10 protein-coding genes are annotated in these 13,597 nt (G+C 61.2%); 4 read left to right on the top strand and 6 right to left on the bottom strand.

The features are described 5' to 3' along the window. Positions 1 to 89 precede the first annotated feature (89 nt). Both ENGE1_RS16085 and ENGE1_RS16080 read left to right on the top strand, forming a co-directional pair. On the top strand, positions 90 to 1,292 hold the full coding sequence (locus ENGE1_RS16085; protein WP_225823398.1) for an MFS transporter: 1,203 nt from the start codon (positions 90 to 92) through the stop codon (positions 1,290 to 1,292). Positions 1,293 to 1,584: 292 nt separating this feature from the next. Beyond that, positions 1,585 to 2,895, top strand: coding sequence for a carbohydrate porin (locus tag ENGE1_RS16080; protein ID WP_053075602.1), 1,311 nt, complete (start codon positions 1,585 to 1,587; stop codon positions 2,893 to 2,895). A 129-nt stretch (positions 2,896 to 3,024) separates the two neighbouring features. Here ENGE1_RS16080 and ENGE1_RS16075 read toward each other — a convergent pair whose 3' ends face one another. The 3 genes from ENGE1_RS16075 to ENGE1_RS16065 are packed head-to-tail and all read right to left on the bottom strand — an operon-like array spanning position 3,025 to position 7,179. Further along, complete coding sequence (locus ENGE1_RS16075; RefSeq protein ID WP_048254304.1) at positions 3,025 to 5,469, bottom strand: glycoside hydrolase family 3 protein; 2,445 nt, start codon at positions 5,467 to 5,469, stop codon at positions 3,025 to 3,027. Beyond that, entirely contained in the window at positions 5,444 to 6,064 is a 621-nt protein-coding gene (locus tag ENGE1_RS16070; protein ID WP_048254306.1) for an NADPH-dependent FMN reductase, read from the bottom strand. The genes ENGE1_RS16075 and ENGE1_RS16070 overlap by 26 nt, the downstream gene beginning before the upstream one ends. A gap of 20 nt (positions 6,065 to 6,084) precedes the next feature. Continuing rightward, positions 6,085 to 7,179 carry an LLM class flavin-dependent oxidoreductase gene (locus ENGE1_RS16065; protein ID WP_048254308.1) on the bottom strand — a complete coding sequence of 365 codons (1,095 nt, stop codon included), beginning with the start codon at positions 7,177 to 7,179 and terminating at the stop codon, positions 6,085 to 6,087. 200 nt (positions 7,180 to 7,379) lie between these two features. Here ENGE1_RS16065 and ENGE1_RS16060 point away from each other — a divergent pair, with 200 nt between their 5' ends. Continuing rightward, the gene (locus ENGE1_RS16060; RefSeq protein ID WP_048254309.1) at positions 7,380 to 8,021 is read left to right on the top strand and encodes a TetR/AcrR family transcriptional regulator; all 642 of its coding nucleotides are present in this window, start codon (positions 7,380 to 7,382) and stop codon (positions 8,019 to 8,021) included. A 16-nt stretch (positions 8,022 to 8,037) separates the two neighbouring features. Here the strand turns inward: ENGE1_RS16060 and ENGE1_RS16055 are convergent, their stop codons facing one another. From ENGE1_RS16055 to ENGE1_RS16045, 3 genes are all read right to left on the bottom strand, one after another. Continuing rightward, the gene (locus tag ENGE1_RS16055; RefSeq protein WP_045288482.1) at positions 8,038 to 9,279 is read right to left on the bottom strand and encodes an MFS transporter; all 1,242 of its coding nucleotides are present in this window, start codon (positions 9,277 to 9,279) and stop codon (positions 8,038 to 8,040) included. 246 nt (positions 9,280 to 9,525) lie between these two features. Then, on the bottom strand, positions 9,526 to 11,025 hold the full coding sequence (locus ENGE1_RS16050) for a GMC oxidoreductase (protein ID WP_048254311.1): 1,500 nt from the start codon (positions 11,023 to 11,025) through the stop codon (positions 9,526 to 9,528). A gap of 129 nt (positions 11,026 to 11,154) precedes the next feature. Continuing rightward, positions 11,155 to 12,615, bottom strand: a complete 1,461-nt coding sequence (locus tag ENGE1_RS16045; protein WP_043083902.1) for an MFS transporter — start codon at positions 12,613 to 12,615, stop codon at positions 11,155 to 11,157. Between the two features lie 223 nt (positions 12,616 to 12,838). On the opposite strand from ENGE1_RS16045, the gene ENGE1_RS16040 reads away from it, so the two are divergent. Then, on the top strand, positions 12,839 to 13,597 hold a 759-nt coding region (locus ENGE1_RS16040; protein ID WP_064360656.1), incomplete at its 3' end, for a TIM barrel protein.

Here is a 13,597-nt window from a genome sequence, read left to right as displayed (position 1 = left end):
ATTGTCAGCCGCCAATGTCTTTTTTATCAGCAAAAAATAGAACTGTAATTCATATTCTAGAAATGGGCGTAAAGCGAGTGAGGGTGATGATGCAAAAAGTTTCAGCAGTCCCGCAGCAGGCGGGGGCCGTTCAGGCCATTTTACTCATGCTGGCGGCGCTGCTGCCGATAATGGGCACCCTGACCATGATCCCCGTTATGCCGCTGCTGTTTCAGCATTTTTCATCGCAGGCCTATTCCCGGTGGCTGGTGCCGATGATTATCACCCTGCCTTCCGTCAGCATGGCGCTTCTGGCGCCATTCGCCGGAATGGCGGGGGATCGCTGGAGCCGCCGCCGTCTGCTGATTATTGCCACCGGCGCCTACGCGGCATTTGGTTTGCTGCCCATGATGCTGGAGAGTCTGCACGCCATTCTGTGGGCGCGCCTGATGATGGGGATTGCCGATGCGTTTATCCTGACGGCGGCTAATTCCCTGATCGGCGACTATTTCGTCGGCGAGGCGCGCAGCCGCTGGCTGGCTATCCAGAGCGGCGCGGGGGCGGTAATGTCTACCCTGGTGATCCTCTGCGCCGGTCTGCTCGGCGACTTCGGATGGAGCGGCCCTATCTATCTCTATGCTCTGGCGATCCCGGTTTTTTTCGGCCTCTGTTTTTTCACCCGCGAGCCGGCGACTTACCGGACGCAGGCCGAAAACGTGCAAGAGGCCTCGGGGCCGTTTCCGCGGCAGCGAATGGCGGGGATCTGCGCCATAACGCTGGTCAGCGCCATTCTCTACTTTATTGAGCCGCTGCAGATTAGCCAGGTGTTTAACCAGCTTGGTATCCGTTCCAGCAGTCATATCGGCATCGCTACCGCCGTAGCCGGGATCGGCGTACCGCTGGGGGCGCTGCTGTTTCGCAGGCTGTCTAAACTGTGGCCCGCCAGACAGCTGCTGGTTTTCTATCTCGTGTTTGGCTTCGGCCTGCTGTTTATTGCCGTTGCCCGTAATCCTTTTTCCGGCGTGCTTGCCGCATTTGTGGCCCAGATTGGCAACGGCCTGCTGATTCCGCTGATGCTGGCTTGGGTTATCCGGGCGATCCCTGCCGGGCACCGGGCGACAGGAATGGGTATCTGGCATACGTTTTTTTTCCTCGGGATGTTTATCAGTCCTCTGCTGGTCACCGGCATGAATACTGTTACCGGCAATTTACAGTCAACCCTGCTGCTCTTTTCAATATTAACTATGGCCATTGCCGCGGGAATATTTCTGGTATTTAATCTCGCGAATATTAAAAAGGTACAGGCACATTAATTTTATTTTCTGATGCCGCCGTAACTTGCCGTTTGGCGCAGGTTACGGCAATAGAGTCTTACGTTGTACGCGGGTGCTTAATTTATTCAAATCGTCCGTTATTTAATATTAACGGTGCGTATCTTATTGTTTATTCCGCCCCGGCGGATGAGGAGTGCGATGGCTGAATAGTGCAGTTTATATTCTCGCTATTAGGTTTAATTTTCTATTAATAACATATCACGCAATGATGAATATTTCATTTTTGCTATATGGTGCTTTTACCTGCAAAAAATAATAAAGAGGGTTTGTTATGACTTTACGCTGTACCCAACCTACAAAGAAAATGATCTTTATTCCCTCAGCGATAACGCTGGCGCTTTTTTCCGGCTCGGCCCTGGCGGGGAGCTGGACCTGTGAGCAACTGGACAAACTCAATACCCGTTCTCAACAGGTGGTCACGCCGTCGTCAATCTGCGAATCGCTGGTCGGTGATGCGGGGGGCTTTCGCAGCGCGCTCGCGGACAACGGCTGGGGCGTTCAGCTGAGCTTCAGCCCGAATATGCTCTACGATCTCAAAGGCCATTCGCATCACCCGCAGCAGTACTCCGGGCAGAATTTTACCTGGTCACAGAGCACCTCCCTGGATATTACCTATGATTTAAGCCGAATCGGATTTAGTAAAGATGCGCAATTAACGATTTCGCCCCTCTGGTCGACGTCAAACTATAATGACGGCTATCCCCGGGTGCACAATATCGCCAACCTGGCAATTAATCAGCCTTTCTTTGACGGACAGCTGGAGTTGCAATACGGTTATTATCCGCTGATTCGCCAATTTTACGGTATGGTTTTGGGGGGCAACTCCTCCTCTGCCGCACTCGGCCCGACCAGCGTTATTCCGGTTCAGGTAGGGATCAGCCTTAATGCGCCCACGCCGACCTTTTCGGTAATTACCCGCGACAGCGACAAGAAGTTTTATAATAACTTTGCCGTTAGCCGCAGTATGTCGCCCGGAGGTTTTCTGGAAGATATTAAACAGAACCCTTATGGCCTGAAGTGGCACGTTGACGGAGCCAATCCGATCCTGGTGGATGAGTTTGGTTTCAAGCAGCAGGCGGGCGAGAATCAGCGTTCCATCTGGTTCCGTGCGGGAGGGATCTATAATACCACCCACTACAGCTATTATGATAAAACCGGCACCAGCAACAGTAACTATGGCTTTTATGTGGCTAACACCGTGCAGCTGACCCAGCCGCAGAAAGGGGCGCCGTCCGGCCTCTATCTTGATACCAAAGCAGACTACGCGCCGGACGATCGCAATGCTTACACCGGCGATGTGCAGGTAACGCTGTTTGATATCGGTCTGTTTCCGGGCCGCCCGCGGGACATGACCTCTTTGGGCTACACCCGCTCCTTTATCAGCCATAAATTCCGCGATTACGTCGGGGAAGCGAACCTCAGCGCGCCGAAAAGCATCAATGCGCTCTCCCTCTCACACGCTTTCCGCCTGACCCGCGGCATCTACTGGATCAACGGTGTGACCTGGCAGGATAACCCTAACCTGGTCCCGAAACATGAGTCCGCCGTACTCTGGCAGTCCACCATGTACCTGAACTTCTGATAAGCGGTGCAGGCTTTTACGCCCGACGGCCTGCGCCGTCGGGCTTTTGTTTTGTCATGCATATCGGGAGCGATAAACGATAAAAAGCGGCCAGGCCCGGAGGCGCTGACCGCAGTGGCGGAAGAACGGTCAGGCGCGCTGTACGACCTGTCCGTCTGGTTGAAGGGTGAAGTCGAGGGTGGCGATGATGTTATCGCTGGCGAAGCCCACCCGCAGCTGATAGTCGCCGTAAACCGTGGCCCAACAATGGTTGGTGGCTTGCCAGCGCCGCATTGCGTCAGCGGGGAGCGCGATGCTGAGCGGCTGGCGGCCGCTGGCGCTAACCGTGCAGGCCGCAAAGGCGGCGAGGATCGCTCCGTCGTTCCCCGGCCCGCTGAGATAGAGCTGAACAACGGCTTTCCCGTCCCGGGATGAGCGATTCTCCAGGCAGCAGTTAACCCGCAGATTTTGCGCATCCTCGCCAACCAGCGTAGCCTGGCTGAGCGCTATCTCTGCATAGCCCATCCCCGAGCCCAGCGCCCAGGCCGGCGCGGTGCCTTTGGCGGCAAATCCGCGCCAGCCGACCTGCTGGCGTTCGCGATAGTAGAGGTTACCGTTAGTGTCAGGAGTCAGATTACGCACGCTGTAATCCTCCAGACGATGGGCAAAGGTCACCGGCAGGCGGCCCCCTGGTTCCCGATCGCCGGCGATAACCGCCGCCAGCGCCGGGCCGAACTCCTGCCCCGGATACCAGGCGACGACGATCGCGGCGGCGTCACGCAGACAATCGGTGTCCACCGGATGGGCGACGTTTAGCACCACTGTCGTGCGCGGATTCTCCGCGCAGACCGCCCGAATTAACGCGACCTGATGTGCCGGCAGGGCGGTGGCGTCACGATCCACGCTCTCCAGACCGGCATCCGAGGTTTCGCCGATAACCAGCACGACGCTATCGGCCTCGCGGGCCTGCTCCAGCGCCTGCTGCAGCAGATCGAGGGGTTGGGGCGGCTGACAGCCGAACCAGATGCCGTGGGCAATGCTCTTGCCGATAGACATCGTCGCCGCAAAACTGACCGTCTCTCCCGCCTGCAGCGGGAGCGTCACCTCGTTACTGGGGGCCTGCATCAGCTTGCCCATAATATCGCCTTCCAGCGCCTCGCCGTTGAAGGTTGCCGCCGGGCTGTCGTTGATGCTCAGGGTCACGGCCCCGGTGCCGCCAATCCAGAAGCGATAGCGGCCGTCCGCGGGGGCGACGAACCTGCTGCGAACAACAATCTCCGCCCGGTCCTCAAGGCCCAGCATGTCTCCCACCCCGGGCATATCGCGAAACCAGATCAGCGATGAGGCATTACGCACCTCGTGAGCGAGGGTTTCGCCCCGGGCGTTGAGGAAGGTGACATCCAGTCCCGGCCTGTCGTCTGCCGCGCGCAGCGGCAGGGCGTGCAGAGGGGGGATTCGGTAGTCGCTCTCCACGCCCTGTGCGTAGCTGACGCTGACGCCTTCTGCGGCAAAGCGTGCGCGCAGGGCCTCAAGGGGGGAGACCAGGCCGGGCATCAGAGCGACGCGGGCGAAAGTCCCTCCCTGAAAGCAGGGCGCGGTGGCGTTGGGGCCGATGACGGCGACGCGCTGCCCCTTCTGCGGGCGCAGGGGCAGGGTGCCCCCGGCGTTTTTCAGCAGCACAAAGCCCGCGGCGGCGGCCTCCTCCAGCGTATTCAGGCGCTGCCGCTGAGCGGCAGCGCTGGCATCGTAGCGCGGGGAGTGGCTGACGCGCTCGGCAAAGCGGGCCAGCCGGGCTGCTGCGTCGTCCAGCCGCTCGGCCTCTTCCTGAGAGCCGGTCAGAGTCGGGAGTAGCTTTTCGCCCATATGCCGGGCGGGGCCGGGCATCTCCAGATCCAGCCCGGCGTGGAAGCTGGCAAGGCCATTCTGGGTGCCGAACCAGTCGGACATCACCAGTCCGTCCCACGCCAGCTCCTGCTTCAGCCAGCCGCTGATGGCCTGCTGGTGCTGGGCGCAGTAGGTGCCGTTGACCCGGTTATAGGCGGTGAGCATCCCCCATGCCCCCCGGCGGGCAGTGACCTCAAACGGCCAGAAGTAGACTTCCCGCAGCGTCGCCTCATCCACCTCGACGTTCATACCCCGGCGGTCCGTTTCCGAATCGTTGCAGACAAGGTGTTTGACCACGCAGCCCACGCCCTGACGCTGAACGCCTGCCACCCAGGCAGCGCCCAGGGTGGCAATATGGCGGGGATCCTCGCCGAACAGCTCAAACGCGCGGCCCGCGAGCGGGCTGCGCATCAGGTTGAGGTTGGGAGCCAGCACGGCCTGAACTCCGGTACGCTGCGCCTCCTGACCAATCACTTCGCCGACGCGGCTCACCAGGTCGCTGTCCCAGCTTGCGCCCAGCGCAAGCCCGCAGGGGCTAAGCAGCGCGACGTCGCGCTCATCAACCCGGCCCCCGGTGATGCCCATCGGGCCATCGGAAAGCGTGACGGAGCCAATCTGTGTTCCGGGGATCGGATGGGTAGACCACATCCCCAGTCCGGCGGTCAGCCTGGCTTTCTCTTCGACGTTAAGCGACAGACTGAGCGCAGTCATCGGCGGCTCTCCTTGTCAGTGACGGGGCCGTAAAGCTCAGCACCTGTTCTGCAACGGTTTCCAGGGCGCGCTGGACGGCGACATCGGTGCAGTTACCCTCTTTATCAAACAGCGATACGCCGGCAGTGTTGAGGGTTGCCCCCAGCGGCGTTGGCCAGCCGCGCAGGGCGTGGACGATGGCGCGCAGGGCGGCGAGCGTGGTATTGCACCCCTGCCAGCCCGCGGCGGTGATGATGCAGCCGACGGCCCGGCCGTCGAGGTAGACCCGGCTGTCACCGCGCAGGTCTTCCAGCAGGTCGATGGCGTTTTTCACCAGCCCGGAGACGCCGCCGTGATAGCCGGGGGAGGCGATCAGGATCCCGTCCGCCTGGCGTACGGCGTCAACAAACGCCAGTTCCTGCGGCGTGCGGGTGGTCACTTCCGGGTTGAAGGCAGGCAGGGCGGCCAGCTCTTTGCCGCCAAACAGCCGGGTATTGGCCCCCCGGCTGCGGGCGTGGGCCAGCGCGGTGGTCAGAGCACGTTCAGTACTGGAGCCGGGGCGGGTAGTGCCCCCGATCCCGACGATGAAAGGGGGGCGAGTTGCGTGTCGTGTCATGATATCTCTCCGGGAACGGGTTAGCGGAAGCGCGGCAGAATTTTATCTGCAAACAGGGACATGGACTGCCGGGTCAACTGCAGGCGCTGCTCGGTGAGCGGACCGGTGGTAAAGCCCATCAGAACGTTGCCGATCCCCAGCTGTTGATGGCGTTCCAGCTCCTCGGCGACGGTTTCCGGGCTACCGTACAGGCACCAGGTTTTGAGCCACTCTTCGCTGAAGCAGTCCGGGTGCCGGTGCAGGGAGACGCCGCTGAACTCTTCGGCCCGCTTGTTGTATTCGTACTCGCGCTCGATGGCCTGCTGATACCAGCCCATAATCTGGAGTACCTCTTCCCGGGCCTGCTCGTCTGTCGGGGCAATGTGGACGCACTGCCAGGTGTGGGTGGTCCACGAGAGACAGTATTTGATCACCTCCTCACTGTGTCCGGCATTCAGCAGCGCGTCGCGGTAGCGAGTGAAGTAGTGGGTCAATTGGCCGAAAGGATCGCTGCTGGCCGGGATGGGCGGGGTAAAGGCCGGGATAAACGCCGGCCAGCCGTTGTCGGCCGCGCGCTGCATGCTGCTTTCCCGCAGGGCGACGGGCATGATGCGGTTGAACGGCTTCTGCCATGCGGTGGGTACGATGCGCTGGACGACGGCGCCCTTGTAGTGAGAGGTTTCGAAAATGATCGGATCGTCCTCGATCTTTTTGTCCCACAGTTTGAGAACCAAATCGAGGTTCTCCTGCAGCAGGTTTGACGCTTCTTTATAGTTCACTCCGAAGCCAATCATCTCCTCCGGGGTGGTGCCGCTGCCGATACCAACCAGTAGCCGCCCCTCGGTGAGCTGATCCAGCAGGTTAACACGTTCGGCAAAGCGCACCGGATGGTGCAGGGGGACGGTGGTGACTGACATCCCGAAGTGAACCTTTTTCAGCTGTCCCGCGAGATAGGCGGCAAAGATAAAGGGATCGCTCGACATCGGGGCATAGCCGGTGAAGTGGTGGTCGGGCATAAAAACGGCATCAAACCCCAGCGCCTCCGCCTGACGGGCGTGGTCGATAAGGGACTGCATGACAAACCGATCCTGCTCTGGCGCAGTGGAACGTCCGACGAGAAAGGCAGAGAAACGCATAGCAACTCCTGATGGTTGGGTAAGGTGGTTGTTGTTATCAAATAGAACTAGAATTATAATTCTATTTAATCACAAAGGAATGACGTTCATCACATTTTTGCAACAACTTGCCGGTGATAGTTTCCCGCGTAATTTGCAGGGCAGGAGACAACTGCAATACACTGCAACCGTCTTTCATGGAATAACAGGTGACAACCGCAATGAGCGAACGATCGGCCATACGCCAGCCTAAACAGGACCGCAGCCGGATTGCACTGGAGCGTCTGATGACGGCCAGCCGGGAAATTTTATCAGAGGGCACCTTTGAGCTGCTGACCATTGCTGAAATCAGCCGCCGCTCGGGGGTCTCCGTCGGCTCCATCTACGCCCGCTTTGGGGGAAAAGAGGATCTTTTTGTCGCGGTGATGGCCGAGGTGATGCAGGAGCTGGACGCCGAGTGGCAGCAACTGGTGGAGCGCCTTCAGGCACAGAATCTGCCGCTGCGGGAGAAGCTGCCCGCGCTGATGGATGTCCAGGCGGAGTATCTGCACCGCCACGCCGGGATCCTGCGGCCGTTTATGGCCCGGGCCGACGATGAGCGGGTAGCCAGTATCGGTAAAGCGGCCTATCTGAAAAATGAGCAGACTTTTATTCAGCTGCTGCTGGATTCTGCGGCGGAAATCCGCCACCCCCGCCCCGAGCACGCGGCCCGCTTCTGCTTTACCGTTGCCTACGCCTCGCTGGCCCGATTTCTGGGGCTTGGCTCGGCGGTAGAGGCATCGGGAGAGGGGGACTGGGAGCAGCTCAAGCGCGACCTTGGTCTGATGTGCCTGAGCTTTCTGATAGCCCCCGTCGCGTCATAGCGGACGGGTGGGCCGGTTACTCCGCGAGCTGCCAGGCGCTGGCGTCCCTCTGCTGGCGCAGCCGGTGGCTGTGACGTGAGAAGGTGTAAAGGAAGAGGGCGGCGGCCAGCACCAGGGCGATGCAGCCCAGGCCCGTAAAGGCCGCCAGAATATCATTCTGCTCATGCGCCCTGATCAGGCCGACGATAATCGGGCTGACAAACATCCCGGCGAAAAATGCCCCTGACCAGGCGCCCATAGCCCGGCCGCAGTAGGCCGGGGGAATGAGCGATCCCACCCAGTAAATCATGGCGCTGATCGCCATCCCGGCCCCCAGCTGCTGAATCGCCGAGCCGAGGCCCATCAGGGTATCGCTGCGCGAGGCGCCGATAATCAGCATTCCAACGCCCATCAGACACATCATCAGCGCCAGCACGCGCTCCGGCGTCAGACCGCGGGAGGCCAGGCCAAAAAGCAGCGATCCGAACGGCACCGCAAGGCTGACCAGCGACATAATCAGGCCAATCCGCTGGGGGCTGGCGTCCGGCAGGGTATGAAAGGCGTTGGCACCGTTGATGGTGTAGACATAGTAGATGATGGCACTGATAAACGTCAGCACCGTTAGGGCGATGACCCGCGACCACGGGAAGGCGCTGCTCGCCCCGGTAACCTGCTGCGGCCGGTGGGTTTTGGCCGGCTCGTACATCCAGAAATACATGGCGATAAATAGCGCAAAGGCGGCGAAGTAGATAGCGAACGCGCCATTCCAGCGCAGGGCGGTCAGATAGCCCGATCCGGCCAGCACCAGTACCGCCATCGCCGGACCAATCACTCCCTGCACCGTCAGCCAGAAGCGGCGCTGCTTATCATCGAAGTAATCCAGCAGCATGGTATTGGCGAGGGTAAGCACCACCGCCTCCGCCAGACCGACGCCGAGGCGGCTGCAGAAGATCAGCGTCAGGGAGGATAAACAGAGCGGCAAAGTGCCGCAGACGCCGTACAGCAGCGTGGCGCAGAGCAGCAGCTTGCGGCGGCCAACTCTGTCCGCCAGCCAGCCGCTGAAGGGGCCGGTGACGGCAATGACCAGCCCCGGAGCGGTCAGCATCAGCGGTACCAGAGTTTCGGCCCAGCGCACCCCCGAGAAGTGCTGAATCAGGGTGGGGACGGCGGGGGCCAGAGAGACGATGGCCAGTATAGGCAGAAAAGCTGTCAGGGCGATAATAATGCCCTGCGCCGCGCCGGCCTGCGGCGCTTCGGGCTGATTAGCGATGTTGCTCACGACGTTCTCCTTTTATCACCCGGTCCACCAGTCGTCGGTGGCTGAGCGGTTTTTATATGCAGGTTAGGAATACAGGTGGGCGTCGGATCGACCCCGGGTCCAGAGTAGGGCCGTGTACAGAGGGGTGAAAAATTGTGATTACCTATGGCATGTATCGCGAATCAAAATACCCTGAATAAAACAGGGGATTGCGGACAGTAAAAACGCTGCCGAAGCAGCGTCAGGGGAGGATCAACGCGGGGCGGGTTACAGCAGGCGCGCGCTAATGTCATCCGCGGCGAGAATGGCCAGCGCGACGCTGGTCGGGGTCGGGTTGCAGGCGGTGGCGGTCGGAATGGCGCCGTTGCCCCCCACGTACAGATTGCTGAAGCCCCAGACCCGCGAATCGGGCGAGGCCACGCTGGTGCCGTCATCCACAGGCCCAATCCGGCAGCTGCCCTGATAGTGCAGTGAGGTTCCCGCCGGTAAGACGATGGCTTCCCCGCCCCGGGCCACGTTGCCCAGCGCCGCCCCTACCTGCTGCACTACCTCCTGCGCCAGCGCCAGGCGTTGGCGATCGCCCTCGGTCAGCTGATAGTGAAGAGTCATCTCCGGCAGCCCGACGGCATCGTTTTTGTCGCTGAACAGAATCCGATCCTCTTTGCGCAGCTCCTTGGCAAGGAACAGGCCGAGGCCCACTACCGGCTTGCCCGGCGCCTCGCCTGGCTGACTGAACGCAATGGGGGAGGTGTCCATCTGCATTAGCTGACCGTGAAATGGAAAGTCCGGCTCGTGGAAGGGGAGCCAGGTCACGCCGGAGATATTATCCCGCCCGTCGGCGCCTGTCGCGCTGTGGGGCGGCGCTACCGGTGGGGCATCGACCTCGATCAGGGCGATAACCTGGGGCTGGTCGTTCAGCCAGCGTCCGAGCGCCTGCGGGCGGATGCCGGAGGCGTAGAGCAACTGCGGGGTCCGCAGCGCATCGGCGGCGACGATCACCACCCGGGCCTCGACTCGGTACGTTTCACCGGTGCGCAGATTGCGCAGCTCTGCTCCCGTCGCTGCGGCGCCGTCGTGGAGGATGCCGGTGCACAGCGTGGCGGTGCGGATCTCCACCCCGCGCTGCTGACGCGTCTCCTCTTCGGCCAGATCGCCCAGTACCGCATCCACCCCCGACCAGCGGGGTTTGCCTTCAGGGGTAGGCCGACAGGCCAGGGGCATCGGCTGCGCCTGCCGTTCTGGCGGACGGCCGTCGGCGAAACGGGCGTTGAGCGAGGCGACAATCTGCCGGCTGAGAGCCGTCTGCGGGAACCCTTCACGGGTCACCTGCAGATAGGCCTCCGCGGACGCGAAGGCGGCATCCATTTTTTGCGGATCAATAAAGGGGATCACCTCACTGTCTCCCGGCCTGGGGCAGGCGCATGTCCAGTGGATGCCCATTCCGCCGAGATTGCTGGAGAGCGCGGCGGCGGGCATCGCCCCATCAGGGCGGGTCGGATCGAGGAGGTGCGTACCCGGTCGGGCAATCAGCGCGCCCACGGGGAGGTCGGACGGCAGCGTCGCCAGCGGGAACTGGCGCGCACGGGCGTAGGCGGCGTCGCGTTCGGCGGGGGCCAGATTGCGGATATTGACACCGGTCTGCGGCGTCAGCGCCTCACCTGCCTCCACCACCAGCACGCGCGCGCGGCGACGTTCGGTGATCCGTCGCGCAAAAGCGCAGCCTACCGGGCCGCTGCCAATAATCAGTACATCAACCTTCTCGTTCATAGTCATCCTTACGCTTTCTCATTATTCGGGCCGGGCCCGCTGCAGGTGTACAGACTTCATTAGGTACTACAACTTCGCCCTCCGGATAAATGGAACATCGCGATGGCTGCTATCCGAAGGCGCGATAGCTCAGGTTTTTTTCTCTTCCGGGCGCAGCACTGACGCGGGTAACCAGCGGCTCAGGGCGGCGATAACCAGCAGTACCGCGATATCAAGCGCCAGCAGAGTAATAAACGCCGGGTGCCAGGCGCCCGGCCCCGAGGCGCTTTTGGCCAGATAGAAGCCGCCGAGGGTCGCCATGCCCAGCGCGGCACCAAATTGCTGGCCGGTACGGAACAGCCCCGAGGCTGCCCCCGCATGGGCAACGCGGGTTGCCGCCATCGCAAAGGCGGGGAGCGGGGCAGAGATCAGCCCCATCCCGCAGCCGCAGAGACTGAACCCCACCCCGAGGGCGACCAGCCGCATCACCGTCATGCCCCCGGAGATCCCATACCCCATCAGCAGCAGCCCGCAGACCTGGACGACGACACCCACCAGGGTGATGTTACGCCCAAGCCGGGGCGAGAGGCGGCGTCCGGCGACGGTAATCGAGAACATTGCCCCCAGCGCGAAGGGAATATGCATCAGCGCAGTCTGAAACGGAGTGAACCCCAGCCCGGTTTGCAGGGCCAGGGCGGTGGCAAGCAGCAGTGAGGCAGTGGCAACCTGATAGAGCAGCGTGATGCTGAATCCGGCGCGATAAAAGCCGTCGCGCAGCACCTCCGGGGGAAGCAGCAGCGGCTTACCGCTTTTTTCCCGGGCCAGCAGATAGCGCGCCAGCCCGCAGAGGGTGATTATCGCCAGCACCGGCAGGGAGAAGGACCAGGCGGGCCAGCCGAGGGCGGGCATCTCAATCAGCGTCAGCAGGATGGCGCCGCCGCCGATAATCGCCAGCAGGGTGCCGAGCAGATCGATTCCTTTTGCCTCCGGGCTTTTGACCGCGGGCAGCACGCGCCACGCCAGCATTATCGCCACAATAATGATCGGCACGTTAATTAAAAAAATGGGGCGCCAGCTCAGGCCAAAGAGGTTACTTTCAATGATGGCCCCGCCGAGGATCGGCCCGAGAATACCGGCGGCCCCGCCCAGCAGGCCGAAGATGCTCATTACCCGAAAACGCTCGTGCGGGGGATAGAGCACCTGCACCAGAGAGAGAATCTGCGGCCCCATCATCGCCCCGCTGATCCCCTGAAAAATGCGCATCGCGATCAGCATCTCCGGACTGGTGGCCAGCCCGCAGCCCGCGGAGGCTACGCCAAACGCCGTCAGTCCGCAGATGAATAGCCGCCGGTAGCCGCAGAGATCTCCCAGCCGACCGCCGGTCAGCAGAAGCACGGAAAAAAAGAACAGATATCCGGTCATCACCCACTCGATCTGCCGTGGGCTGGCGGCCAGGCTGTGCTGCAGAACGGGAATGGCGACGTTGAGAATAGAGACATCGACGATCTCCAGTACCATGGCGATGGACACCACGATCGTTGCCAGCGTTCTTTGCCGCTCAGCGGCGTCCGGCGAAGGACAGGAAGATGACGCCGAAGCGTTGTTTAACATGATGTACCTTCAGGTTTGGTTAAAAATCTGTTAAATGATGTTGACATTTTGTATCGCTAAACGATTAGAATTAGAGCGTCCGTTCTTGTTATCGCCGATGGCGCACTGATGTCGGCGATAATCCGGGGCGCATGAGACGGCGGCGGTGCCGTCTCATAATAGAATAAGAGTTCTTGTTCTAATTTATCGGATTCATATCGATAAGTCGATAAGAGGAGGTTGGATGTATCTGTCCCCGTGCATTGAATGGCTTTTTCGTGAGGAGCATCCCGATTTTTGCGACCGCGTCCGCGCGGCGAAGCGCGCTGGTTTCAGCCACGTTGAGTTTCACCTGTGGCGCGACAAGCCGCTGGAGGCGCTGGCCGGGGTACTTGACGAGACGGGCGTTACCTTGTCGAGTTTCGTGGTCGAACCGCGCCGCAGCCTGGTCGATCCGGCAGAGCATGCCGGGTTTCTCGCGGCGCTGGATGACAGTCTCACCGCTGCGCGGCGGTTGGGAAGCCCGCCGCTGGTGGTGGCTTCAGGTTTCCGGCGGGAGGATGCCAGTTTTGACGAGCAAAAAGCGTTGGCTATCGGGGTGCTGCGACAGGCGGCATCCCGCGCCGAAGCGGCGGGCATTACGCTGCTGCTGGAACCGCTGAATACCCGCATCGATCATCCCGGCATGTTTCTCGACGACACCCGCGTCGCGCTGGACATCATCGAGGCAGTGGACAGCCCGCGTCTCAGGCTGCTGTTTGACGCCTACCACTCTGCGGTCATGGAAGAGGAGATGGAAGCCGCGTTAGGCGGCCGGACTCACCTGCTGGGTCATGTACAAATTGCCCAGGTACCCACCCGCGCCGAGCCGGAGGCGGAAAAAGGGGAGTGGAGGCTGCTGCTGGACCGTCTGCGGGCGTTAGGCTACGACGGAGCGATTGGTCTTGAATATAAACCCTCTCTGCCTGCGGAGATTTCTCTCGCCCGCGCGCGTGAGGCCATG

The sequence above is a fragment of the Pluralibacter gergoviae ATCC 33028 = NBRC 105706 genome, assembly GCF_001598855.1.
Taxonomy (GTDB): Bacteria; Pseudomonadota; Gammaproteobacteria; order Enterobacterales; family Enterobacteriaceae; genus Pluralibacter; species Pluralibacter gergoviae.
The sequence above is the reverse complement of the archived record's forward strand: the minus strand, read 5'-3'. Positions and strand labels throughout refer to the sequence as shown.

What these genes read in the sequence shown, in the direction of transcription:
- ENGE1_RS16085 (WP_225823398.1), top strand. Translation starts at nt 90, where the DNA reads ATGCAAAAAGTTTCAGCAGTCCCGCAGCAGGCGGGGGCCGTTCAGGCC.
- ENGE1_RS16080 (WP_053075602.1), top strand. Translation starts at nt 1,585, where the DNA reads ATGACTTTACGCTGTACCCAACCTACAAAGAAAATGATCTTTATTCCC.
- ENGE1_RS16075 (WP_048254304.1), bottom strand. Translation starts at nt 5,469, where the DNA reads ATGACTGCGCTCAGTCTGTCGCTTAACGTCGAAGAGAAAGCCAGGCTG.
- ENGE1_RS16070 (WP_048254306.1), bottom strand. Translation starts at nt 6,064, where the DNA reads ATGACACGACACGCAACTCGCCCCCCTTTCATCGTCGGGATCGGGGGC.
- ENGE1_RS16065 (WP_048254308.1), bottom strand. Translation starts at nt 7,179, where the DNA reads ATGCGTTTCTCTGCCTTTCTCGTCGGACGTTCCACTGCGCCAGAGCAG.
- ENGE1_RS16060 (WP_048254309.1), top strand. Translation starts at nt 7,380, where the DNA reads ATGAGCGAACGATCGGCCATACGCCAGCCTAAACAGGACCGCAGCCGG.
- ENGE1_RS16050 (WP_048254311.1), bottom strand. Translation starts at nt 11,025, where the DNA reads ATGAACGAGAAGGTTGATGTACTGATTATTGGCAGCGGCCCGGTAGGC.
- ENGE1_RS16045 (WP_043083902.1), bottom strand. Translation starts at nt 12,615, where the DNA reads ATGTTAAACAACGCTTCGGCGTCATCTTCCTGTCCTTCGCCGGACGCC.